This is a genomic window from Bradyrhizobium sp. SZCCT0153, from assembly GCF_018129995.1.
Lineage (GTDB): Bacteria > Pseudomonadota > Alphaproteobacteria > Rhizobiales > Xanthobacteraceae > Bradyrhizobium > Bradyrhizobium japonicum_G.
Genome location: NZ_JAFCKS010000001.1, coordinates 946,424 through 969,896, shown reverse-complemented (window position 1 = coordinate 969,896; position 23,473 = coordinate 946,424). Strand labels below are relative to the sequence as shown.

General features: G+C 63.1%; 21 protein-coding genes, 1 tRNA gene and 1 pseudogene. 11 read left to right on the top strand and 12 right to left on the bottom strand.

Features of this window, described 5'->3' with window-relative positions:
* The first annotated feature begins 1 nt into the window (after position 1).
* Positions 2 to 976 carry a Bug family tripartite tricarboxylate transporter substrate binding protein gene (locus JQ572_RS04810; protein ID WP_211381803.1) on the top strand — a complete coding sequence of 325 codons (975 nt, stop codon included), beginning with the start codon at positions 2 to 4 and terminating at the stop codon, positions 974 to 976.
* Between the two features lie 346 nt (positions 977 to 1,322).
* A tRNA-Ile gene (locus JQ572_RS04805) sits at positions 1,323 to 1,398 on the top strand.
* A 381-nt stretch (positions 1,399 to 1,779) separates the two neighbouring features.
* Here the strand turns inward: JQ572_RS04805 and JQ572_RS04800 are convergent.
* Together JQ572_RS04800 and JQ572_RS04795 are read right to left on the bottom strand one after the other, a co-directional pair.
* The gene (locus tag JQ572_RS04800; protein ID WP_211381802.1) at positions 1,780 to 1,989 is read right to left on the bottom strand and encodes an MBL fold metallo-hydrolase; all 210 of its coding nucleotides are present in this window, start codon (positions 1,987 to 1,989) and stop codon (positions 1,780 to 1,782) included.
* 106 nt (positions 1,990 to 2,095) lie between these two features.
* On the bottom strand, positions 2,096 to 2,908 hold the full coding sequence (locus JQ572_RS04795) for a phosphotransferase (RefSeq protein WP_211381801.1): 813 nt from the start codon (positions 2,906 to 2,908) through the stop codon (positions 2,096 to 2,098).
* A 350-nt stretch (positions 2,909 to 3,258) separates the two neighbouring features.
* Here JQ572_RS04795 and JQ572_RS04790 point away from each other — a divergent pair, with 350 nt between their 5' ends.
* On the top strand, positions 3,259 to 4,722 hold the full coding sequence (locus JQ572_RS04790; protein ID WP_211381800.1) for an adenylate/guanylate cyclase domain-containing protein: 1,464 nt from the start codon (positions 3,259 to 3,261) through the stop codon (positions 4,720 to 4,722).
* A 265-nt stretch (positions 4,723 to 4,987) separates the two neighbouring features.
* On the opposite strand, the gene JQ572_RS04785 is transcribed toward JQ572_RS04790, so the two are convergent.
* Positions 4,988 to 5,848, bottom strand: coding sequence for an SDR family oxidoreductase (locus JQ572_RS04785; RefSeq protein ID WP_211381799.1), 861 nt, complete (start codon positions 5,846 to 5,848; stop codon positions 4,988 to 4,990).
* Between the two features lie 287 nt (positions 5,849 to 6,135).
* Between JQ572_RS04785 and JQ572_RS35500 the strand changes: the two are divergent.
* A pseudogene (locus JQ572_RS35500) lies at positions 6,136 to 6,276 on the top strand (2-dehydropantoate 2-reductase N-terminal domain-containing protein); the annotation flags it as partial.
* 462 nt (positions 6,277 to 6,738) lie between these two features.
* Here the strand turns inward: JQ572_RS35500 and JQ572_RS04775 are convergent.
* A complete protein-coding gene (locus JQ572_RS04775; RefSeq protein ID WP_211381797.1) occupies positions 6,739 to 8,274 on the bottom strand; it encodes a winged helix-turn-helix domain-containing protein in 1,536 nt (511 codons plus the stop codon).
* A gap of 215 nt (positions 8,275 to 8,489) precedes the next feature.
* On the opposite strand from JQ572_RS04775, the gene JQ572_RS04770 reads away from it, so the two are divergent.
* The 4 genes from JQ572_RS04770 (at position 8,490) to JQ572_RS04755 (ending at position 11,810) form a co-directional block, all read left to right on the top strand.
* Positions 8,490 to 9,479, top strand: a complete 990-nt coding sequence (locus JQ572_RS04770) for a Bug family tripartite tricarboxylate transporter substrate binding protein (RefSeq protein ID WP_211381796.1) — start codon at positions 8,490 to 8,492, stop codon at positions 9,477 to 9,479.
* Between the two features lie 733 nt (positions 9,480 to 10,212).
* Complete coding sequence (locus JQ572_RS04765; protein ID WP_211381795.1) at positions 10,213 to 11,343, top strand: helix-turn-helix transcriptional regulator; 1,131 nt, start codon at positions 10,213 to 10,215, stop codon at positions 11,341 to 11,343.
* 13 nt (positions 11,344 to 11,356) lie between these two features.
* Complete coding sequence (locus JQ572_RS04760) at positions 11,357 to 11,533, top strand: hypothetical protein (protein WP_211381794.1); 177 nt, start codon at positions 11,357 to 11,359, stop codon at positions 11,531 to 11,533.
* Positions 11,523 to 11,810, top strand: a complete 288-nt coding sequence (locus tag JQ572_RS04755) for a DnaJ-like cysteine-rich domain-containing protein (RefSeq protein ID WP_211382441.1) — start codon at positions 11,523 to 11,525, stop codon at positions 11,808 to 11,810. Before JQ572_RS04760 ends, JQ572_RS04755 begins: the two co-directional genes overlap by 11 nt.
* A 165-nt stretch (positions 11,811 to 11,975) precedes the next feature.
* On the opposite strand, the gene JQ572_RS04750 is transcribed toward JQ572_RS04755, so the two are convergent.
* Positions 11,976 to 12,527, bottom strand: coding sequence for a TetR/AcrR family transcriptional regulator (locus JQ572_RS04750; RefSeq protein WP_211381793.1), 552 nt, complete (start codon positions 12,525 to 12,527; stop codon positions 11,976 to 11,978).
* A 108-nt stretch (positions 12,528 to 12,635) separates the two neighbouring features.
* Here JQ572_RS04750 and JQ572_RS04745 point away from each other — a divergent pair, with 108 nt between their 5' ends.
* Positions 12,636 to 13,493 carry an oxidoreductase gene (locus JQ572_RS04745; RefSeq protein ID WP_211381792.1) on the top strand — a complete coding sequence of 286 codons (858 nt, stop codon included), beginning with the start codon at positions 12,636 to 12,638 and terminating at the stop codon, positions 13,491 to 13,493.
* Positions 13,494 to 13,562: 69 nt separating this feature from the next.
* Positions 13,563 to 14,564: an NADP-dependent oxidoreductase gene (locus JQ572_RS04740; protein ID WP_211381791.1), complete on the top strand. Its 1,002-nt coding sequence runs from the start codon at positions 13,563 to 13,565 to the stop codon at positions 14,562 to 14,564.
* Between the two features lie 85 nt (positions 14,565 to 14,649).
* On the opposite strand, the gene JQ572_RS04735 is transcribed toward JQ572_RS04740, so the two are convergent.
* Positions 14,650 to 15,447: an adenylate/guanylate cyclase domain-containing protein gene (locus JQ572_RS04735; RefSeq protein WP_211381790.1), complete on the bottom strand. Its 798-nt coding sequence runs from the start codon at positions 15,445 to 15,447 to the stop codon at positions 14,650 to 14,652.
* Positions 15,448 to 15,668: 221 nt separating this feature from the next.
* Between JQ572_RS04735 and JQ572_RS04730 the strand changes: the two genes are divergently transcribed.
* Positions 15,669 to 16,172, top strand: a complete 504-nt coding sequence (locus JQ572_RS04730) for a hypothetical protein (protein WP_211381789.1) — start codon at positions 15,669 to 15,671, stop codon at positions 16,170 to 16,172.
* Positions 16,173 to 16,229: 57 nt separating this feature from the next.
* Here the strand turns inward: JQ572_RS04730 and JQ572_RS04725 are convergent, their stop codons facing one another.
* From JQ572_RS04725 to JQ572_RS04700, 6 genes are all read right to left on the bottom strand, one after another.
* Positions 16,230 to 17,426: an adenylate/guanylate cyclase domain-containing protein gene (locus tag JQ572_RS04725; protein WP_211381788.1), complete on the bottom strand. Its 1,197-nt coding sequence runs from the start codon at positions 17,424 to 17,426 to the stop codon at positions 16,230 to 16,232.
* A 108-nt stretch (positions 17,427 to 17,534) separates the two neighbouring features.
* Complete coding sequence (locus JQ572_RS04720; RefSeq protein ID WP_211381787.1) at positions 17,535 to 18,119, bottom strand: HutD/Ves family protein; 585 nt, start codon at positions 18,117 to 18,119, stop codon at positions 17,535 to 17,537.
* A gap of 111 nt (positions 18,120 to 18,230) precedes the next feature.
* On the bottom strand, positions 18,231 to 19,385 hold the full coding sequence (locus JQ572_RS04715; protein WP_211381786.1) for an ABC transporter substrate-binding protein: 1,155 nt from the start codon (positions 19,383 to 19,385) through the stop codon (positions 18,231 to 18,233).
* Positions 19,386 to 19,412: 27 nt separating this feature from the next.
* The gene (locus JQ572_RS04710) at positions 19,413 to 20,258 is read right to left on the bottom strand and encodes an amidohydrolase family protein (RefSeq protein ID WP_211381785.1); all 846 of its coding nucleotides are present in this window, start codon (positions 20,256 to 20,258) and stop codon (positions 19,413 to 19,415) included.
* A gap of 25 nt (positions 20,259 to 20,283) precedes the next feature.
* Entirely contained in the window at positions 20,284 to 21,126 is an 843-nt protein-coding gene (locus JQ572_RS04705) for a shikimate dehydrogenase (protein WP_211381784.1), read from the bottom strand.
* 236 nt (positions 21,127 to 21,362) lie between these two features.
* Positions 21,363 to 23,453 (bottom strand): adenylate/guanylate cyclase domain-containing protein, encoded by a 2,091-nt coding sequence (locus JQ572_RS04700; protein ID WP_211381783.1) that lies wholly within the window; start codon positions 23,451 to 23,453, stop codon positions 21,363 to 21,365.
* Positions 23,454 to 23,473 lie beyond the last annotated feature (20 nt).

Here is a 23,473-nt window from a genome sequence, read left to right as displayed (position 1 = left end):
CATGTTGCGAATTTTGCGTAACGGTTTTTTCGGGCTGGTTTTCCTTATCTCGCTTTTCAGCGCCCCCCTTCCCGCCTACGCCGGCTATCCCGACCGTCCCGTGCACTGGATGATCGGCTTCGCCGCCGGCGGTCCGGTCGACATCGTCGCGCGGATCATGGCGCAATGGCTGTCGGACCGCCTCGGCCAGCAATTCATCGTCGAGAATCGCACCGGCTCCGGCGGCAACATCGCGGCAGCTGCTGCGATCGCCTCGCCGGCCGACGGCTATACGCTGCTGTTCGTCGCGCCCAACAACGCGATCTCGACCTCGCTCTACAAGAAGCTGCCGTTCGACTTTTTGCGCGATACCGCCCCGGTCGCCAGCATCATGCAGCTCACCAACATGCTGGTCGTCTCCAACGCGTTTCCCGCGAAGACGGTTCGGGAGTTCATCGACTATTGCAAGGCCAACCCCGGCAAGATCTCCTTTGCCTCGTCCGGCAACGGCACCTCGGTGCACATGTCGGCGGAGCTGTTCAAGGCGATGACCAAGTGCGACATGGTGCACGTGCCCTATCGCGGCTCGGCGATCGCGTTCCCCGACATCATCTCCAACAAGGTGCAGCTGATCTTCGACAATCTGCCCTCCGCGCTCGAGCAATCGAAGGGCGGCAATGTCCGCGCGCTGGGCGTGACCTCGCCGCAGCGCTGGCCGACCGTGCCGGACGTGCCCACGATCGCCGAGACCGTGCCGGGATTCGAATCGGTCGGCTTCTACGGCATCTCCGCGCCGAAGGGCACGCCACCCGAAATCGTCGAGATCGTCAACAAGGCGGTCAACGAGGCCCTGAAGGACCCGAAGCTGGTGGCGCGCCTGGCCGAGACCGGCGGCATCCCCAAGCCGATGACGCCGGCCGAGTTCGGCAAGCTGGTCAGCGACGAGACCGAGAAGTGGCGCAAGGTCGTGGCGTTCGCCGGGGTGTCGGTGGACTAGCACCGGCGATCTGCCGCGAGCCTGCAGCTCGCCAACGAGACATCGGAGGGGACGAAAGGCCCCCTCTCATCAAAAACATCGAAAACAACCCCATGCACAGTAGACGAAGCTAGCGGTTACAAGGGGTTACAGGGTGAGACGAACGAACCCCGGTGAAGGCGATTTGACCCGTCGGGCAAAACAGGACTATAAGTGCATCATCGCCAATTTCGGGTATTCGCAAATCTCGGGCATTGCTGCGCCGGCGTCCCCATCCGCCAGAGCCAGCATTGCACCCCCGCCTCCATCCCTGTAAACGAACCGCGCACCGTTGCCGGCCGCGCAGTCCCGCGGCCGTCTCGCGGCGGGGCCTGTAGCTCAATGGTTAGAGCCGGCCGCTCATAACGGTCTGGTTGCAGGTTCGAGTCCTGCCGGGCCCACCAATGAAATCAACGCATTACGCATTGGCGGCACGGGGGTTGAAAATCGCCGCCACCGTTACCGCCACAGAAATGGTCAGTATCTGTTCGCAGGAGGCGGCGAACGTGCGGAGCTGTGAAAGGCGCTGTTGATCGCTAAGCAACGCAGGCGAGATGGAAGAGCGGTTTCGGCTTTACGAGATTGGCGCGCCACGGCCCGATGAAGATGGGCACTATTGCTTCGCCGTGGCGCTATGATGTGGTGGCCGCCCAAGCGATCCGGCCGGATAACAAGCGACGTATTGCGATCTTTCACTAGACCTGATGGGCTGCAGTCTTCCGAGTTTCGTAGGATGGTCCGGTTACCTTCGATAGCGGGCCTCCTCGACCAATCCCGGGGATCCCTCAGCGTCCGGCCTTGCGTTCAATCTCAAGCCGCTGTTCGGCGCCGCTGCGCTGTGTGGCGAGCATTTTGAGCAACGCATCCGGATCGACCAGCGGATTGGGTTCGCCCGGCTTGCGTGCCGCCAGCTTGTCGCGAACTTCCATCAATCCGTTGAAAATCGTATGGGCCGCAACGTGAACCGTGAGCGGCTGGTTGGGCTGTTTGACCATTGCGCTGAGCTGATCAAGGCTCGCAATAAGGACTTCGATTGCCCCAAAGGAGACACCGACGCCTCGCTTCGACAGGCCCCTTCGGCTCGCGCGCGACCAAGACGGTTCAGTCTTCCGAGCGCAGCCCCGCTTCGATGCGCTGGATCAGCCGCTCCCGCAATGACGGCACCACGTCGCCGAGGATGATGAAGGTGCGGACGATGGGCAAATACGGCTCCATGGCCGCCGTCAGCTCCGCGGGGGATATGCCGGTCAGCCGCGCGTATTCGGTTTGCGCGGCCGCATTGGTCGCGCGCGGACGCTCTGGATTGTCGGCTATTTCCGGGGCGAGTTCAGAAAGGACAACATGTAAGAACCCTAGCTCCAGCACGGCGGGCCCGCACATCACGCCGGCCCAGTCGACCAGCTTTGGGCCTTCCGATGTCATGATCACGTTCCCCGGGCTCAGGTCGGTATGGCAAAGCCCGTCGCCGGGCGGCAAGCGATCGATCAGCGTGAGGATTTCAGGGGCGATGTGCTTCGGGAGCTTGCCATCGTCGTGATCCAACCGAGCCTCCATACACTCGCGCATGGAGAGGACCTCCGACGGCAGGGGCGTCTTGTGAATGGACATGGCGAGGGCCGCAACGATCGCACCGGCCTGTTCGAACGTCACCGCGCCGGTTCGAGTTAGCTGCAGCAGGGTCGGTCCGTCGAGCCGCTGCAGCACGATGCCGAAGCGCCCGTCCAGCGTCACCTCGCCGAACACCTCAGGCACCGGAACCCCGGCGGCGAGCACGGCGCGGATCATGCGCACCTCGAACCAGGCCATCCCCCGCGGCACGCCGGGTTTGAGCAGTTTGACGACCTGACCGGGCGCCCAAGTGTAGGCTTCGGAGTGGGCGCCTTCACCAATCTTCTCCCCCAACGATCCCTGCATGCCTGTTCTCCGCCGTGCAGAGGAAACACCGGCGGCGAGCAAAAAGGAACCCCTCCCGTCGCGGGGGCCGCCGGACATTATGATCGCCTTCAACCTGCAGAGACCTTCGTCCACTCCGCTAAATGGTCCCAAGTCCGATTGTGGCCCACGGCGAAGTGCAGTTTGGCTCGAATATGGTCAGCTAATCGGGGCGGATCGGAAGTGACGCGGCTCCCCATCAAACCGACGCTGTTGACCCATAAGCGACATGGGTGGATTGAAAATCTTTGCAGTGCAATAGGCCCTGCGGCATCGGATGGCTCGCGAGGACCGGGCGAAGCTGATAGACTGCCATCGTCAGGAGCTGATCGATGACATCCATTGACGAGCGTCTTCTCGAAAGCAAGATGACGCAGATCGAGCAGGCCCGCACTTGGAGCCCGCGCGTAATCTCCAAGTTCGAAACGCTGATCCGCAGTGGTGACGAGGTTAGCGTGTACCGCGCCAATCCGCTGGCGTTCGCCCGTGATCGCAGTGTGGCTGAGCCGGAGTCGATCGATCTGTTTCTCCATGCCGCTCGCGCCGGGCTGGTCGACATGCATTGGGACATTCTCTGCCCCCACTCGGGTCTGGTGCTGGAAAGCTTCGGGAGGCTCCGTGCGCTCCGGAGCCATTTCGTCTGCGGGCTTTGCGATATCGAGGGTCAGACCGAACTCGACGACTTCATCGAAGTGTCCTTCTCCGTCTCGCCGCAAATTCGGCGCCTCGCCTTGTATGACGTCGACAATCTCTCGATCGAAGATCTGCACTGGAAGCTCAAGTTCGCCAACAGCGGACGGCTGCCCGGCGGACAGACTCGATTTGTCGATGTCTTGCGCGGTTTCGTTCGCGGAATGACTTATCTGCCGTCCGGCCTGACAACGACGCTGCAGACCGATATTGGGCCGGGCGCGGTCTCAGGCGTCAATGTCCAGACGCAGGCGGGCTTTACGCTCCCGGTCGTGCTCGATCCCACGGCCGTGCAGATGCCGAATACTCCGACGATCGTTCGTACCACCTATGACGGGCAGCGGTTCACGCCCTCCGTTGCGGCCGTGCCGTCGGGGCCTGTGGTCTTCGAGATCAGCAACATCGGCCCTAAGCGCGGATCGCTCCTCCTGATCAACTGGCCACCTGAAATCTTAGAAATGCCAGAGAAGCCGACCCTCGAATTCGATCCCTACGTCTCGGGCGGGATGCTGCTGACGCGTCAGACGTTCCGCAAGCTCTTCCGCTCAGAGCGCGTTGATGAGGAGGAGGGCCTCGGCGTTCGGCAAGTGACGTTCCTGTTCACGGACCTGAAGGGATCGACCGCGCTCTACGAGCGCCTCGGGGATCTTAATGCCTATGCTCTCGTCCGCGAACATTTCGCTCTCCTCGACGCAATTGCCCATCGGCATGCCGGTGCCATTGTGAAGACCATCGGCGATGCCGTCATGGCTGCGTTTTTCCAGCCGGTGGATGCCGTGGCGGCAGCGCTGCACATTCTGCGGGACATCGGAGAGTTCAACTCCAAGCACGGCCAGCCCGCCGTCATTCTCAAAATGGGGGCACATTGCGGACCTTCTATCGCCGTGACCCTCAACGAAAATCTCGACTATTTCGGCCAGACCGTGAATATTGCCGCGCGGGTGCAATCATTCGCCGACGCCGGCGAAATCTGTCTCACTGAAGCACTCTACACCGCGCCCGCTGTTCGCCAGCTGCTGGCGGGCCACCATGTCGAGGAGTTCGAGGCGCCGCTGCGCGGCGTCGAAGGCGAGGCGCGAGTCTACCGGATCACCGGCCGATTGTAGCCTAGGCTCTGCGGCAGTCCGCACTAGCGTAGTGAACGAAATGTATTTCCGACGTCTGGCCGCCGCGAGGCGGCTTTTCTTGGACACGGCAAGAGAAAAGAAGTCTGTTCGTGGCCCATTGCAGCCGTGCGCGCCCTACATCGGCATGTCCGGTGTGAGCAGTGGAGCGGAAATAGCGAACCTTCAGACAAACCGCCGCGTTTGACCCGTTGCAGAAGTGGTCCGCAAGTTTGTAGTCGCATTGTTCTCCCTTCTTCTTGCCTCATCAGAGAATGACGTCGAGGCCAAACTCTCGCTTAGCGATTGACTTAAATTCGTCGTCTGTGGCCCCGCCCATTTGCACGATCTCCTCGTCAGTCTTGCTTGCACGCCATTTAAGGAAAGGTTCGGCGTCGGGGCCCACAGGATATCGGAGCTGCCAACTGCCGCTTTTCACGATTTCGCAAATCTTTTCTCCAACAACGTACGGAGATGTGGGTTGGGTCAAGGACGCCGAAAACAGCGCGCGCTGTCGGCGTGCGTGAGGATAGGGACTATCCGGGGAGACCGGGCGTGCCTTGCTAAATATGGGAGTAGCAATTACCCCGGGCTCGACGATCGCGACCCGCACATTGAATGCCTTCATCTCTTGGGCCAAGCTTTCACTGAGTGCTTCAAGTGCCCATTTGGAGGCGGCATAGGACCCTGCTGGCGCGATCGCCATCCGACCGGCGATTGAGGTAACATTTATGATGCAGCCAGCGCCACGTGCGCGCATATTTGGAATTAGGGCCTTTATGCATCGCAATGCACCGAAGTAATTAGTTTCCATGACTCCGCGAAAAAATTCGAGCGGAAGCTCTTCTATGGACCCTCCACCGCCGAGACCCGCATTGTTCACCAAAACATCGATGTGACCACGGTCGTTGAGCAAACGCCGCATTAGACCATCAACGGAAGTATCGCTGTTGACGTCGAGTTCTTCGAACGAGATTGGCAGATCTTCGGCTTCAGCTATTTTCCTTAGCTCTGTGGCTCGGCTTAAATCTCGCATCGTGGCGATTACCGTGTGGCCGTTACGGGCCAAAGACACGGAGGTTGCCAGTCCAATGCCACTGCTGGTTCCGGTAACTAGCGCCAAAGCCATTACACAATCCTCCAATAGATTGGCGGGCAACAAGCGCCCAAATATGCGAACAACACTACGTTAGCAGACAGGATTGTCGTACGTCACCTCATGTTGGCGACGATTCTGTGCCCAATCCAAGCTGTCGGATGGACAAAACCCCCACCGAGGCTCTTCGCTCTGCCCAAGGGCGTTCCGTTGCATGATCGATGTCGCTTGTTGGGCCCATACCCGTCATCGGCCCTCTAGCCTGATGTCAGATCGGCGTACTTTAATATGTAGCCGAAGCTGACAGCAGGAGGGGGCTAATGCGATATCTTGTTTTGGGTGCGGGCGCGCTCGGGGGCTATTTCGGTGGAATGCTTATCAAGGGCGGAGCCGATGTTACTTTTCTCGTCCGACCAGCGCGCGCCGCCCAACTGGAACGTGATGGACTGGTCATCAAGACGCGCGCTTTTCGGTTTTCCCAGAACCAGACCGAACCAGTGGAGACCTACAATTACTCTGCCAGCGTCACCACGGTCATCTTGCGAGCTCGCCGCAACGCGCGCAGACGAGTCTCCGAACCCCATGCTGTACGGTTCTCGGACCTTTCCTCTCGCCACGCTATGAGCGCGGTAACGGCGATCAGCGCGACGGCAATAGCTAAGCCCGCCCCAAAATGCCAGTAGGACCTAAAACCGCTCAGCCGGGCCCACCAAAGAAAGTGCCGCACTTCGTTGTCCGTGGTCCGTTGCCATACTTCAGCAGTCCGCAAACGACCGCTCCACACTTGCTCTGGCTATGGACTCTCCGCCTGCATCATAGATTCGGAGACTTGGCCAAACGGCCGCTTCGCGCCAAAAGCGGTCAACCTCTTCCACCCGACCGGCAAAGACCGCAGCCGGGGAAGTACCGGTCTCGACAACCGGTCATCCCTCAGGAAGGCCCGCCTTACGCAACCCATCAAGATAGTGAAGAACACCTTCGGCAGACTGGAGATAGCGCTGGCCGGATAGTTTCTTCAGCGTGCAATCCGGTTCGATCCTGAGCAGCGCCGCTATGTGCGGCCCTGCTTCGTTTGTTTTTCCCAAATGCCCGTAGGCCGCCGCCAAAAGCATGCGACCGTTCCGAAAGTTCGGCGCGCGATCGACCATTTCGCGAAACGGCGCCAATGCCTCCTCGTACCGCCGCTGAACGAAATGCGCGAGTCCCTCGGTCATCAATGCCTGCGGCGGAAAGAAAGGATCCAGCCGCATGTAGCGTCGAAGAGCGGCAAGCCCCTCTTCCGGTTTGCCAAACAACACCAGGCATTGGCCGTATCGCCAGTCGCAATAGTTTGGATTTAGTGCAAAAACCCGATCCCAAGCCGCCAGACATGCCGCGCGATCACGCTGGAACATGGCTGCATTGGCGAGAACTCCGTATCCGAACGGTTCGTTCGGACCGAGTTCGACGGCCTTCCGGGCAAGTTCAAGCGCCCGCTGCAGGGTTTCCTCGCTTTGGTGTTCATGGTTGACGGGATTAATCCAGGCCAAGGTGTAGGTCGTCGAGAGCGCCGCATACGGACGAGCGAACGCGGGGTCCAGTTCGATGGAGCGTTCGAGCAGCTTTCGCGCCTCATAGAGTTCCTCGACCGGCCCTGTAAGCAGGCGCTTCATCATATGGTTGCCGCGCAGGAAGTAGTCGTATGCGTCCCAATTGGCAGTCGGCTTGGCCAGCGGACGATGTGCCTCGGCATCATCGATATGGATGGCCAGTTTGACGGAAATCATCCGCGCGATTTCGTCCTGGATCGAGAATGTATCGCCCAGCTTCCGGTCAAATCGATCCGCCCACAGATGCGCCCCCCGTGCAGCGTCGATCAATTGCGCCGTGATACGAACAGTGCCGTCGTTGCTTTGAATGCTTCCTTCGAGAACATATCGCGCGCCGAGTTCGTTGCCGATTTGTCGAACATCGACGCTTCGGCCTTTGTATTGAAACGACGAATTCCTCGCGATCACGAGCAATCCGGAAAATCGCGAAAGCTCGGTGATGATGTCCTCGATGATCCCTTCACAGAAATAATCCTGACTTGAATCCTGCGAGAGGTTGGCGAAGGCCAGGACAGCGATCGCGGGGAAGTCGGCAGACGATCGAGGCAATGGGCCGGCCCCCTTGCCATCACGCGAGACCGGCCCCTCGAGCAGATAGCCGCGCTTGGGCAGCGTCTTGATGATGCGTTGCGCGTCGTCACCGATCGCGAGGCGGATATCGCTTATGCAACGGGTCAGCGACTCCTCGCTGACGGTGACATCAGGCCAAATGGCCGCGATCAATTCATCCTTGGTGAGCGCCCGTCCGGCGTGCTCGGCAAGATAGCGCAGCACTTCAAAGCTTTTCGGCCGCAGCCTAATTTGACCGGCGGGCCCATGCAGGCAAAGCCGCTCCAGATCAAGCGTCAAAGAGCTGAAGATCAGTTTCATTTTCCTGATCTTACCCGAAACTGCGCGCCGGCGGCAGCGAGAAGTTTCAGGTTAATTTCACGACAGTTTCAGGACGGAGATCCCACATCCGTGGTCTGCTGGTATCGCGGCCGGAATTGTCATCGCCGCCCCATCCACATGGGTGGCAACATTGCGTTTCAGGACGCTTATTGATGCTTGTCGTCTTGCCCACGGTTGGTCAACGGAGAAAAGCGATGAGGTTGCCGCAGATTCGAAATGTCATCGCATTCACGATGCTGCTTGCCGGGGTCTATGCAGATACCCTGTCCACATGTCTTGCAGGCGAAGATTGGCCAAATCGTGCCGTGAAGATCATCGTTCCATTTGCCGCCGGGTCAGCCAACGACCTCAGTGCGCGTCTCTATGCCGAAGGGCTGGCCGGGCGATGGGGCAAGCCGGTCATCGTCGAGAACAGGCCCGGTGCGGACGCCATCGTCGGTGGCGGCGCGTTTGCGAATGCAAAAGACGACCACACCCTGCTTTACGGGACCGCCTCGATGATTACCGTGAACCCGCGGCTGCAGGAAGTGTTGCCCTACGATCCGTCCCGCGACATGGTGCCGATCTCCTCGACGGCGAGCGCCATTTTCGTCATCGCGGTTTACGATCGAATGCCGGTGCGTTCGCTGCCGGAATTGGCTCAACTGACGCGATCGAAGCCCGGCGAACTATCGTGGAGTTCAGGCCCGAGCCTGCCGCATTTCCTGTATGCCGCGATGCTGGCACGGCAGTCGCTCAAGCAGGTCTACGTTCCTTACCGGGACGGAACGACCCAGCAAGCGGATTTCAGTGAGGGGCGCGTTCAAATCCTTTCCCATGCCCTGCTGGCCGTCGGAGGTCCGGTGGCCGCCGGCAAGGCGCGGATACTTGCCGTCGCAAGTTCCGAGCGTGAGCCGAGCCTGCCTGGCATTCCGACGGTCGCAGAGGCCGGCTTTCCGGAGATGGAGATCGAGGGGCTGGCGGGTCTGTTCGGCTGGCGCGGTATGTCGCCCACGTTGCGGGACAAGATCTCCGCTGACGTGCGCGCGATATCCGCGGATCCCTCGATTCGCTCCCGCATCGAAGCGGCCGGGCAGCACGTTCTCGGCGGCACGCCCGACGAATTTTCCGCGGCGATCGAACAGCAACGATCGCGCATTCGCGAAATGGCCCGCATCGTCGATCTGAGAAATGCGGCAAATTAGCAGGACGTCCAGGGAAACGCGCGATTGCCGCGACAGTGCACTCAATGAGTCGCAACCTGGCTACGAGCTTGAGACAACTGTACTTCGATCGCAGATATTTCAACGGATGCAGGGACGTTCGAGTGAACACTCCAACGGGACCATCCTAGACGCGCTCTTTCTTGCCTTAATATGGCTAAGCACCTTATTTGCCATAAGCCCATGGCTGGCCTTTGGCTGCGGCGAGACTTCGCAGAACGGCTTGCAAATTCATGCGTTCTGCAAGCCGGGATTGGGCTGACGGTGTGCTCAAGGATTCTGGCCGTCTCGGTGGGTCCGAAGCTGGCTACTTGGCGGTGGCACGGCATTGATGCTCTACGCCACCATCGATTCGCCGGGACATCGATGCATTCATCGGGATTACGGCGACAGTGCGCTCAATGACCCGGGCTGCCTTCGCAGACTCGAAGGTTCATGAATTAGGCAGCACTGTCATCGCAATGTCCGTTCCACTCGACAGAGTGCCTGTTCGCTATGCCGTCCGGCAGTCTGCCACGATGCCGGCGCGCTAAATCTAGGCTGGCCTGCGATATTCTACGCCTGTACAACGCTCGCCTTGGGTGGGAGGCAGTCGACTCGCACCATGCACACACTGAAGGCCGTCAGGTCTCAGAGCATATTGGTGTCCCACAGGTCGGTTGATGCGATCGCCCAGTTGCATCAATCGTGGTCAGTCGAACGAGCGGTGTCGGGAATGGTCGATCCGGAACTTTTGTCGCTGCTGATCGGCAATATCTACGACGCAGCACTCGACTCCAGCTTGTGGGCAGGCGTTCTCGAGCAGGCGACGCAATTCATCGGCGGAACTGCGGCTGGAATTTACTGGAAGGACATCACCGTTCAGGGTGAGCTTCACTACGTCTACAATGTTGAACCTTCCAGCGTGGACGAATATTTCAGCAAATATATCCGTTTCGATCCGAGTTTGACGGCTCAATTCTTTTTCAAGATCGGGGAGATCTACAACACGACCAACGTCTTGCCTTATAGCGAGTTCGTCGAGACGACTTTCTACAAGGAGTGGGTCAAGCCGAACGGGTGGGCCGATCATCTGGCTGCCACGCTCGACAAGACCGCAACGAGCTTCGCCCAGTTCGGAGTATTCCGAAGCGAGCGCCAAGGGCTTGCCGACGACGATATGCGGCAGCGCATGCAGCTGCTGGTTCCCCACGTGCGCCGCGCGGTATTGATCGGCAATGTCATCGACCTTCAAAAGGAAAAGGCCGGAAGTCTATCAGATGCGCTCAACGGGCTCGACGCCGGCGTTTTTCTGCTGGATAGTCATTGTCACGTTGCATTCTCCAACATGGCCGCGCAAGCGCTGCTCGATGATGCGACGATCCTGCGGGCCGTCAACCACACATTGATCGCCGTGGACCCAGATGCGGCGCAGGTATTGCGCGATGTCATCGCCGCCGCAAGCGGTGGCGACGGCGCTGTCGGCGCGGATGGTGTTGCCATTCCGCTGTCCGGCAAGCCTGGCCAGAATTGGGTCGCCGATATCCTGCCGCTGACCTCGGGGGCGCGCCGCCAAGCCGGGGCCCACCACTCTGCGGTCGCCGCCGTCTTCGTCCGAAAGGTGTCAATGGCGGCGCGTTACCCGACCGAAGTGGCGGCGCGACAATTTCGGCTCACGCCGAGCGAGGTGCGGGTGCTTGATGCGTTGCTGAAAGTCAGCGGAGTACCCAGGATAGCGGAGGCGCTTGGCATCAGCGAGGCCACCGTGAAAACGCATCTCCAGAATATCTTTGGAAAGACCGGCGTGCGCCGTCAGGCTGACTTGATCAAGCTCGTTGCGGCACATGCCAGGCCGTTTCCCGGGTAAGAGAGGACGAAACTTGTTGCTGCCACTCGTCGCGCTTTCCGAAGACGACGGCAGCATGAAGCCGGTGGGATCGCATACCGGCATGAGGCGTGATGCCGGCGAAGACCATGGCGAAGCGGTCACCGCCTTCAAGACGCGCGGCGAAGGTGTTGGCGTCGAAGCTTGCATGCAGACGATCGATGCCGGATAACCCCCATGCCTCCAGGAAAGGCCCGGAGACGACATTGACTGAAAATGGCAACATCGTCGGCGTCCGTCTGGATTATCGACTACCGCTCTCGCCGAGCCCAGCCTATACCGAGCAGCGGTTCACCGCTCTCTCGCGGCAGGAGACTTCCATGGCCAGTGAAAAAGGCCCGAACATCAAGAAGAAGCAGAAGTGCAAGAACTGCGAAGGCAAAGGCCTGCTCAAGAAGGGCGACAAGGTGGTGAAGTGCCAGCGCTGCAAAGGCACGGGCGTGCGCTGATGACGAGGTGATGACCGCTCCGCCACGCTATTTCGCGCGGGCCGCGCCCCCGACAGAGTGACCGTTTGCCGACCTTGAGGACGCGCGCGCCCGATTACCGTGACGGTGCGATCATCGAATCCGGCCGCTTTCGCCGGTTCGACACTCCCAGAATTCAGAGCGCTCTCACCCCAACAGCTCCTTCCTCGTCGCCCGAAGAATATCATCCGACAGCTTGGGATCGTTCACGGCGCGGGCGAGCACGAGGGCGCCGACCAGCGATGCGGTTGCCGCGAGCGCCTTGTCCTCGCGCTGCCGCGGCTTCAGTGCGGAGGGCATCCGGCTGCTCACTAGGGCGATCGCGCCGCGCACGCCGGCGGTGAAGCGCTCCCTCACGCCGCTGCTCTGGCGTGACACCTCACAAGCGAGAGCTGCGAAGGGGCAGCCGCCGGCGGGATCGTCGCGATGCGCGGGCGAGAGGTACTCCGAAACATAGTCGTCGAGCGCAAAAACCGCGGGCAGTTCGCGGCCCTTGGCGCTGATCGCATGGGCGATCGCCTCCTCGACCAGCCGCTCCTTGGAGCCGAACTGACTGTACAGGCTGCCGTGAGTCATGCCGGCGGCCTCGGCGAGTGCATCGACCCCGACGCCGGCGATGCCGCGCTCCCGCATCAGGCGGGAGGCGGCCTGAAGGATGTGCTCGCGGTTTTTGGCAGCCTGTTCTTTTGAAACGCGCATGTGGCGGGTCCCCCGGGCTTGACAATTATAGTTACGGTCGTCATGTATATCTTTAATTACGATCGTAATCAAATCAATTCACGGTCCATGACAGCACTGGAGAAGCTCATGAACAGGATCACGCCAAAGGTCGCGCTCGTGACCGGCGCCTCGTCCGGGATCGGCGAAGCCACGGCGAAGCGGCTCGCCGACGCCGGCTACAAGGTCTACGGCACCAGCCGGCGAGGCGCGCAGGCCGGCAGACAACCGTTCGAGATGCTGTCCCTCGACGTCACCAGCGATGCATCGGTGGAAGCCGCCGTCAGCGAGGCGATAAGGCGAGAGGGCCGCGTCGATCTGCTCGTGAACAATGCCGGCTTCGGTGTTGCCCCCGCGGCAGCGGAAGAGAGCTCGATGGATCAGGCCCGAGCGATCTTCGAGACGAACTTCTTCGGGCTGATCCGGATGACACGGGCCGTCTTGCCGCACATGCGGCGCCAGGGGAGCGGCCGCATCATCAACATCGGCTCCGTGCTCGGCTTTCTGCCGATGCCCTATGGCGCGCTCTATGCCGCAACCAAGCACGCGGTGGCCGGCTATTCGGAATCGCTCGACCATGAACTGCGCACGCGAGGCATCCGGGTCTCGGTGATCGAGCCCGCCTATACCAGGACGCCGTTCGACGCCAATTTCCTGGAGCCCGATGCCAAGCTCGATGAATATCGCGAGGCGCGCGCCGGCGTGACCAGGCGGGTGAACGAGGTGATGGCGACGGCCGAACAGCCCGGCGTGGTGGCCGAGACCGTGCTGAAGGCGGCGAGCGCGGCGCGCCCGCAGCTCAAGTACACGGCCGGCAGCCTCGCAAAGCGCCTGCGATTTCTGCGCCGGTTTGCGCCAGCCGTCCTGGTGGATGCCGGAATTCGAAAGGACCTGCGGCTAGATGCACCGGCGGCATCGCAGTCCGCGCGCACCGCCCGGGCCTTCTGACGGCGCGCAATCGGCGCACGCGCGGCCTGCTGCCGCCATTTGCGAAGAACCTTCGGACCGAGAGGAAAAATGAAAGCTCTTGTCTTCAAGCGCTACGGCAAGCCGGATCAGGTCGCGTTGGCCGACATTCCCCGGCCGGCGCCCGCGCCGAACGAAATCCTGGTCCAGGTTCACGCCGCGGGCTTGAACCCGGTCGACAACATGATTCCGAAAGGAATGTTCAAGCCGATCCTCAAGTTTCAACTGCCGGCCACGCTGGGCAGCGATCTTGCGGGCTTCGTCGTCGAGGTTGGAAGCCGCGTGACCCGCTTCAAGCCGGGCGATGCCGTCTTCGCCAGCATCTTCGATCTCGGAACCGGCGCTCTTGCCGAATTCGCGCGCGTGCCGGAGGACGCTGCCGCGCTCAAGCCGGCCAACCTGGACTTCGTGCAGGCGGCCTCGATCCCGATGGCCGGCCTGACGTCGTTGCAGGCCCTCAGAGAGCGCATACGTCTCAGGCCCGGTCAGAAGGTGTTCATCCCCGCCGGCGCCGGCGGGATCGGCACCTTCGCGATCCAGCTCGCGAAAGTTTTGGGCGCCCGGGTGGGGACGACGACCAGCACCGGCAATATCGATCTGGTGCGCAGCCTCGGGGCTGACGAGGTGATCGACTACACGACACAGAAATTCGAGGAGGTGCTGCGGGACTACGACGCCGTGCTGGGCACGCTCAGGGGCGATGCGCTCGAAAAATCGCTTCGGATCCTGAAGCCGGGAAGCACGATTGCTTCGCTGATCGGGCCCCCGGACGCGGCGTTCGCGCGTGCCCGGGGGATGAATGTCCTCATGGTGTTGCTGTTCGGATTGCTGAGCCGCAAGATCATTCGCCATGCCAGCAAGAATGGCGCCGCCTATTCGTTCCTGTTCGTGCATCCCGACGGCAAGCAACTCGCCGAGATCGGCGAGCTTCTCGAGGCCGAGCGCATCCGGCCGGTGATCGACAGGGTCTTTCCGTTCGAACAGGCCAAAGAGGCGCTTGCCTATCTCGAAAAGGGGCGGGCCAGGGGCAAAGTCGTCGTCCAGATGAGGTGACGGCGTGGTGGCAGCGGTCGCGCCTGCCTTGACGCTCAAGCGCCGATAGCGGGGCCGCCGGACCGGAACGCGGGCCGGCCCGCCCTCACCCCTCCACGCGGTACAGCCGCCATCGCTCCGGAACGCCCTTGAGCTGGTGCATGCCGTGATCGGCGAAGCGGATCTGGGACTGCGCCTTCATCAGCTCCTTGACCGCGCTCGACACCAGAACCTCGCCGGCGCGGGCCTTGGCGGCAACGCGGGTGCCGATGTGAAAGGCGAGGCCGACCGCCTCGGTGCCGCTGACCGTGTACTCGCCGGCATGCAGGCCCACCCTGATGTCGAGGCCCAGCGTGCGCACCGCCTTCCGGATCGCGGTTGCGCAGGCAATGCCGGCGGCCGGCGCCTTGAACGTCGCCAGCACGCCGTCGCCCGTCGTCACCACTTCCTTGCCGCGCGAGCTCTTCAGCTCTTTACGAACCGCCGCGTAATAGTGGCCCATGATCTTGGTCCAGCGCGCATCGCCGAGCTTGGCAGCTTTGGCGGTGGAGCCGACGATGTCGACGATCAGGATGGTGGCGAGGGCCTGCTTGAGCTCGGCGCCGGCGCCGGCCGATCGGCGCCGGTTCGCAATGGGCCCGGTCAGCGGTTCGTAACGATGGTTGCGGCGCCGCGCGATCGCGGCCTTTGCATAATCCTGGGCGCGCTGCGCGCTGCCACAGCGAACTGTCTTCTCCTGCGGCAGGCGGGTCCAATAGACCTTGCGCCCGTCGCCGGCGCCATGAACCTCAACGGCGCCCCATTTCAGGAAAACCGCCGAGCCGACACGCCTGACACACCATGCCTTCGACGTGTATCCGGAGACGTTGGACTGATGGACTCCGATGCGAAGAAATCTTGGCATGAACGCGCGGCCAATCGTAGGAACGTTCGGGCTACCGGGTGCAAAGCGTAGTGCTACACCCTCGCGTTGGCAATACGATCCGGCGCGAAGCAGCGCGCGGAGGGCTCGGCGCTTGACGCGTGCGGCGGGGACCGGCAAATCTTGCTGCATTGTCGGCGCGACGTGTTCCGGTCGGGCCGGACCGGTTCATTTGAAACCAGTGCAATTGAGACCCATGCAATATGCAAAACCAGTTTCGATATTGTCTTGAAGCCGCGCTGTTGTCGGCCGCGCTGGCCGTGGCCGCGTTGCCGGACATGGCGCGTGCGCAATCGGGGAGCGCCGGCGGCAGCATCGGCAATGACGAAAAGTCACTGTCCGGTTCGCGCCAGACGCCGCGGGCAGCCGAGCCTTCGAAGCCGGCACGACGCAGCAAGCCGGAGGCCGACGCGCCGGGCCGCGCGCCGCAAAGGAGCGGCGGGGGCGGCAATCTCGACGGCGCATGGGTTCTGACCAGTGTCGGCACGCCCTGCGGCACCTCCACCGACGCGGTGGTCATCACCGGCGGCAAGCTGGTGGGACAGTACGGCACCGCTCAAGTCAGTCCGAACGGCGCCACGTCCGGCGTCGGAGCTGCGGGGAGCCTGACCTGGACCATGTCGGGCCGGTTTTCGGGCCGCAGCGGCTCCGGCACATTCCGGCGATCCGATGGATGCGCCGGAAGCTGGACCGGATCGAAACAGTAGTCTGGACCATCGGCTTCCTGCGATCGGGCAGGCGGCGCAGCCGCGAGCATCCCGCCCTCAGCCGTGATAGGCGAACAGCTCGATCGGATAGCTGAAGCCGCGCACCTCGTGCCTGCCGACCCGCTCCAGGTCGAACTCGCGGTCGACCAGCTCGGCAAAATCCCGCGACAACAGCACCGTTCGTCCCAGCTGCTTGGTCAGGGCTTCGAGGCGCGAGGCCATGTTGACGGCGGGGCCGATCACGGTGAAGTCGAGCCGGGTGCTCGATCCGATATTGCCGTACATGACGTCGCCGACATGGACGCCGATGCCGTAGTTCAAGGGCGCGCGGCCGGTCCCGTTGTTGCGCTCGTTCAGCGCGGCCATGGCCTGGCGGGCCTCGGTCACGGCGCGCAGCAGCTTTGCGCAGGCGCCGGGCTCGCTGAGCGGGAAGATCGCGAGCAGGCCGTCGCCGATGAATTTCAGGATCTCGCCGCCGTGCCGCGCGATCGGCTCCGACATCGCGTCGAAATAATCGTTGAGCAGGTCGATGACGTCGTCGCGCGGCCAGTTGTCGGAGATCTTGGTGAAATCCCTGAGGTCGCAGATCATGATCGCGGCGCGCACCGTCGTGCCGGTGCCGCGCCGGGTGGCGCCGGCCAGGATCAGCTCGCCGGCATGGGCGCCGACATAGGTCTCGAGCAGCGTCCGCGCCAGCCGGTTCTTGATGCGGATCTCGCTCACCAGCGCCAGCACCGGCAAGAGCTTCTTCAGCGCGGCGACATGCGCATCGTCGAAACCGCCGGGCCGGTCGGTCGCGAAGGTGACGAGATGGCGCTTGCCCAGCGTGTGGTAGAGCGGCCAGGCCACATAGTCGGTGAGGCCCTTCTCGCGCATCTCGTCGTAAAGGGCGTGCTTGCGGCCGAGCGAGGGGTCGCGCTCGAGATCTTCGCGCACCTCGGTCGCGCCGTCGAACATTTCGTTGGCGGGACTGCCGATGAATTCCGACCGCTCGCGAACGTCGTAGTCGACCCGCGCGATCTCCGCCTCGCGCATGCCGTCGGACCACATGAAGCGGGCCCCCAGCCATTGCGGATGGTGGATCAGGACATGAAGCGTCGACCGCTTGAGCGGAATCCCCGCCTGCTGGAGCCGGATGCACATCTGCGCAAAGATATTGTCGATGAAGCGCTCGTCACGCGTGCCGTTGGTCAGCCAGTCGACGACGCCGTCGGCCTGGGTGGCGGGGGCCTGGTTGTCTTGCGGCACGCTCATATCCTGCCCCTTCGCGGCGATCTTCACGTGGGGAGATATCGTGCTCCGGCTCCGCGGCGTCAACCTGGCCAGTTGCATGGATTGTACGCATCGGCGGGCGGTTGCCGTCTAGCCGGCGAGGCGGATCGATCCCAGCACCGCCAGCCCCGAAACGAGCGCGAGCCGCGATTCCTCGGTCAGCTCGACCTTCAGCGTGCATTCGTGCGAAATCGCAAAATCCTCGCCGTCGAGGCGGATGCGGCATTCGCCGCGCGCCGCGTAAACCAGATGCGTGCCGGCGGACAACGGCCGATCGCCGGGTTCCCCGAGCGCTTCGAGCTCGATCTCCGCCGCACCGCGCCGGGCCATCAGGTTGACGACCTCGACCGGCCCCGCCTCGAGCTCGGTCACGATCTCGAGCTCGCCGGTGAAGCGCACGGTGGTGAACGGCTCGCGCTCATCGAATTGCAGCCCCGGAGCCTTCAGCACCAGCCCGCGTCCATCGATGACCATCTGCAGGCGGTCGATGCCGGGCAGAAAGGAGAAAGGACCGGGCGCGACGATCGGCGTCGAGGCAAAGCGCCAGAGCAGGCTGTCCCAATCCTTCACCGGCGCGTGCGCGCGATGGGCGTCCGCGATATCGGTGAAAATGCCGCCGCCGTTCTTCCAGGGCGAGCGGGTGTAGTCTTCGGATTTGAGCAGCGTGGTTTTCATGTGTTGAAGCCGTCCGGCAGACAGGTGGGCGAATCTCAGTTGCGTATCAAGCACGCAGGATCGTAGCCCGGATCGCGCGAAGTGCAATCCGGGCTACGAGCTACCGATCGCTTACTCGCCTTTGCCACCCTTCAGCTTCGGCAAGGTCTCGACGATCTTCTGCTTGCCGTCGACGATCTCGGCGAGGAAACTGGCGCGGTCGATGTCGCCGTTCTGGTCCCAGCTTGTTTCCATCAGCATGCCGGGCGCCTTGTCGGGCGTCAGCGTCAGCCCCTTCATGGCCGCGCCGAAAGCCTTGCTGTCGAACTTACCGATCCTTTCGGTGACGTATTTGACGAGATAGACGGCGGTGTAGCCCTTGATGCCGTTGTGGTCGGGCCGGTACTTGTAGCGCGCGGTGAACTTGTTCGTGAATTCCTCGATCGCCGGCACCGGCGCATCGGCGGACAGGCCGACATGGCCACGCACGCCGTTGGCGGCGGGGCCGGCGAGCTCGACCACCTTCTGGCTGAGCAGCGTGGTCTCGCCGAACAGCGGCGTCGACAGGCCTTGCCGCTTCGCCTCGATCAGGAAGCGGGCGCTTTCCTCCTCGTTGGTGTAGACGAACACGGCGTCGGCCTTGGCGCCCTTCAGCTTGATCACGTCGGAGCCGAAATCGACCTGGCCCTGCTCGGTGGAGATATCGGCCGCGATCTCGACGTTGCGCGCCTTCATCTCCTTGACGAAATTGTCGTGGCCACCCTTGCCGAAATCATTGTTGACCCAGACCAGCGCGACCGTCTTCACCTTGAGCTTGTCGTGGAGATAGTTGGCGATCTTCGGCATCGAGAATTGCTGGCCGAAGGCGGTGCGGAAGATCCAGGGATTGCCCTGCGTGGTGATGTCGGCGGCCTCGGCGCCGACGATCTGCGGGATCTCGGCGGCCTGCGTCAGCGCCATGTTGACCTTGACCGAACCGGAATAGATCGGCCCGAGCACGACATAGGGATCCCTGTCCAGAACCTTCTGCACCTGTGCGCGCGAGACGCCGGGATTGCTCTGGGTGTCGAGATGCTCGGTCTGGATCTTCCGGCCGAGAATGCCGCCGGCAGCATTGATCTCGTCGACGGCGAGCGCGACGCCGTCGCGCCAATTGGTGCCGGAGACGGCACCGGGGCCGGAGAGCTCGATAACGTCGGGGATGTAGACTGTGCTCTGCGCCTGCGCGCCACCTGCAGATAGCGCAGCTGCAATCGCCACGACGACCGGCGCTGCAAGATTCCTCATGACGTCCTCCTCCCCTTTGCTTGCTTTTTATGATCGATCTGTCGTGTCGCCGAAGCCGAGCAGCCGTGCCGGCGTTCGCCACAGCAGGCGGTGCTGGTCGCTCGCGTCCGGAAACAGTTTCGTCAGCAGCGCGAGCAGCGGCCCGTAGTCGAGCCGTTCCGCCGCGCGCAGGAACGGATAGTCCGAGCCCCAGACGCAGCGATCGAGCGTGAAGGCCTCAACGAGCGCGGCGATGAACGGCCAGGTGTCCGCATAGGGGTGCGGCTGCTGCGAGAATTTGTAAGTGCCGGACAGTTTTACGTGCGCGTCACGCTCGCGGCCGATCGCCAGCAGCGCCTGAAAGGCTTTTCCGTTCAGGCCCTGCGCGACCGAGGGCCGGCCGCAATGGTCGATCACGAGGCGCACCGACGATGCCTCGATCAGCGGCAGCAGCGCGAGCAATTGGTCCTGCTCGACCTGGACCTGGAGAAACAGGCCGAGGCTCGCCAGCTTCGCCAGCAGCGGTGCCGTATGGCGATAATGGTCGGCACCGTGGAACGGCACGTTGAAGGCAACGCCGACGACGCCCGCGGCTTTCAATCGTTCGAGCTCCTCGATGCCGACGTCGTTCTCGACCACGGCCACACCCCTGAACCGGCCGCCACCCTGCTTCAGCGTGTCGAGCAGGATGCGGCTGTCGCTGCCGTAACCGGTGTTGGTCGCGACGACGAGCGCGTGCCTGACGTCGAAGGCGTCGAACACGCGGATGAGCTGCGCCGCCGGTGCGATCTCCTGCCCGCTCGGACGGTACGGCGTGTCATCGGAATAGGGAAAGCGAACGGGATCGATGGCGTGGATGTGGCAGTCGATTTTGGGGGACGCCGGCAGTGTCATGGCGCGAAACTCCCCAGCGTCCGGATCAGAATGTCGCCTCGATGGCCTTGATCAGCTCTGGCGTCACGTCGGGCAAGACACCGAACCAGGCCTTGAAGGCGAGCCGGGCCTGGTTGAGCAGGAGGCCGAGCCCATTCACCGTGGTGCAGCCGCGGGCGCGGGCCTCGGCCAGGAACGGCGTCTCCAGCGGCGTGTAGATGAGATCCGCGGCGAGCGTTTCAGGCTTGAGCCGCGACAGGTCGATCTCGAGCGCACCCTTGCCGACCATGCCGCGATCGGTGCAATTGACGAGCAGTGCGACGTCGCCGAGCGCGGCGCCGCGGTCGTCCCAGGCAACGGTGCTGACGGCGGAGCCGAAATCGTTTGCAAGCGCCTGCGCCTTCTCCGCCGTGCGGTTGGCGATGCGAATCTCGCGCGCGCCGTTCTCCAGCAGCGCCACGACCACCGCGCGCGATGCGCCGCCCGCACCCAGCAGCAGGATCGGCCCGGCGTAGCCGCGCCAACCGGCCCTGGCGTCGCGCAGGCTCTGAACGAAGCCGTTGCCGTCATTGTTGAAGCCGGAGAGCGTGCCGTCCTCCTCGACGACGATGGTGTTGACGGCGCCGATGCGGGTCGCCGTCTCGTTGACGCGGTCGAGCAGCTTCATCGCCGTCTGCTTGTGCGGCATGGTGACGTTGCAGCCGCGAAAGCCGAGCGCGACAAGTCCGCGGAGCGCGTCCTCGAGCCGCTCCGGCTCGACCGCGAGCGGCACGTAGGTTCCGCGGATGCCGTGCGCCTTCAGCCAGTAATTATGAATGACGGGCGAACGCGAATGCGCGACCGGCATGCCGATGACACCCGCCAGGCCAAATGCGTTCGTATGCGACATGCTGCGCTACCATCCTTGGCCACCCTCGCGCGCTGCACGCCCAGGGCACCGTTCCTCCATGGCCCACCTTTCGGTATTCGACCATGCTATTTGTTCATTTGTCCAATTGTATTAGGCGGATTGGCTATGACGTGCAATCTGAATCTCGTGGTGGCCAAGGATGCTCAACCCTGAACGGGATTGCGGAGCCCCGCCGACCACCCACGTCGTGCGGCAACCTGTTCCGGATATTCCGACTACTTCGTCGTCAGCGCCGCGACCGGACGCCATGACGCATCGGGCGCGTCGGCGAGGAACTGCCGACAGCGCTCGCGCATGAGTTCGGCCGGTCGATCATGGCCGCGTTCGCTGAGCACGGCTTCGAAATCGGCGAGTGCTGCGGCAAATCGGCGTGCGCGATAGTTGGCAAGGCCCTGTTCGTAGCGGACGATCCAATCGAGCGTCTCACCGCCGCTCTCACCGGCAAGTCCGATCAATTCATAGACCGGAAAACCCTCCTCACGTCCATACACGGCGATGCTGTCGATCTCGCGCGCGATGATGGCGCCGCGCGCGAGACGTTCGGTCGCTTCGCCAATGAGGATTTGCGTGCCGTAGGATTTGTTGGCGCCCTCGAGGCGGCTCGCGACGTTCACGGCATCGCCGATCACGGTGTAGTTCAGGCGCAGCTCCGAGCCGATATTGCCGACCAGCATGCGGCCGGAGTTGATCCCGATCCGGATCTGGAGCGGCTGGCCGAGATCGTCGGCAAGGCCCGACGCCGCGATCGCGCTGCGGCAGCCGAGCGCCGCGCGGCAGCAGCGCAGCGCGTGGTCGGCCTGCGGCTGCGGCGCGCCCCAGAACGCCATCACGGCGTCGCCGATGAATTTGTCGATGGTGCCGCCATTGGCGACCACGGCCTCGGAGGCGAGGTCGAGATAGCGCGAAAGCAGCGGTACCACGCGATCGCCGAGCCGCTCGGACAGCCCGGTGAAGCCGGCGATGTCGACGAACATCACGCTGAGCTCCTGGATGCTGCCGCCGGGCCGGGCCTCGACGCCCTGGCGCAGCAGGGCGCGGACGAGATCGGCCGGGATGAATTTGCGGAACGCGGACAGGCCGGCCGCCATCTCGGCGATCGCGCCCGATAGGCTCGCGATCTCCTTGAGCCGCGACGGATGGCGCCGGACCTGCTCCAGCGCGAAGGCCTCGACATGGCGAAGCTCGCCGACGACGCGCGACAGCGGCGCCGCGATGACGGAGCGTGCCAGCCACGCCGAGGCCAATGCTGCGAGCACGGCGCCGACGGCAAGGCCGAGGATCAGGCGGTGCAATGTCGTCTCGACCGGACCGAGGAACTCGGCCTCGGGGATCACGGTCGCCAGCGACCAGCCGGGAAACGGCAACGGCGTGAGCGCGACTTCGTAGGCCCCGCCGGCCGACGTCAGCCGACTTCGCCAGGCTTCCTTGCGGCCGTCCTCGCCCGCCTTCGCGTGCGCCATCTGCGCCAGCGGCAGCAATCTGGTATCGCTCTTCGCGGCATGCAGCTCGTCGGCGTCCCTGTCGGGGGCTGCGACCAACTCGCCGCTGCTATCGATGATGAAAGCCGTTCCCGTGCGTCCGACCTCGAGCTGCGCCAGGAAGCGTGCGAGCCTGGTGTACTCGATGACGATGGCCAGGACGCCCTGCCGCTCCTGGTAGACATCGATCGGGCCGGCGAAGGCGATCGACGGCCGCTCGCCGGTCGGATGGTCCATGACCTTGAACCATTGCGGTTCCTCGGCCGCCAGCCCGGTCTTGAACCAGGCGCGCTCGGCGACACGGAAATCGGTCGGCTCGAAGCGGCGATTGGCGAATTCGATGTCGCCGGGCACCACGTCGTATTCGTCGACGCGGCGCTGGCCGGCATGATCGGTCAGCGAGATCTCCATCATCTCCAGGCGGCGGTCGCCGAGCTTGTGCGCGGCGAAGAAGGAGCCGTCGGGCCAACCGAAGGCGACCCATGAGATCGTCGCCTGCGACTGCAATTGCGACAGGAACACGAATTCGCGCTTGTCGGCCTCGCGGGTGTCGAGCACGTTCTGCAGGAACAGGGTACGGATCGCAGTGTGCGCGGCGCGCGCCTCGTCCACGATGGCAGAGACCTCCTTGCGCACCGCAGCCACGATCTGCTCGTTGATGGTCGAGGCGAGCTGGCGGCTGGCCGCTTCCGCCGTGCGCCACCATAGCAGGCTCGAAAGCGCCGCCGTCAGCAGGATCGCGGTCAGCACCAGCGCCGAAACGGCAAGGCGGATGCTGACCGTCAACCTGGCGATCGCGCGAAGTCGGCGTCCGGGATCGACATTCATGGCTGTTTCCGCTCTTGGCC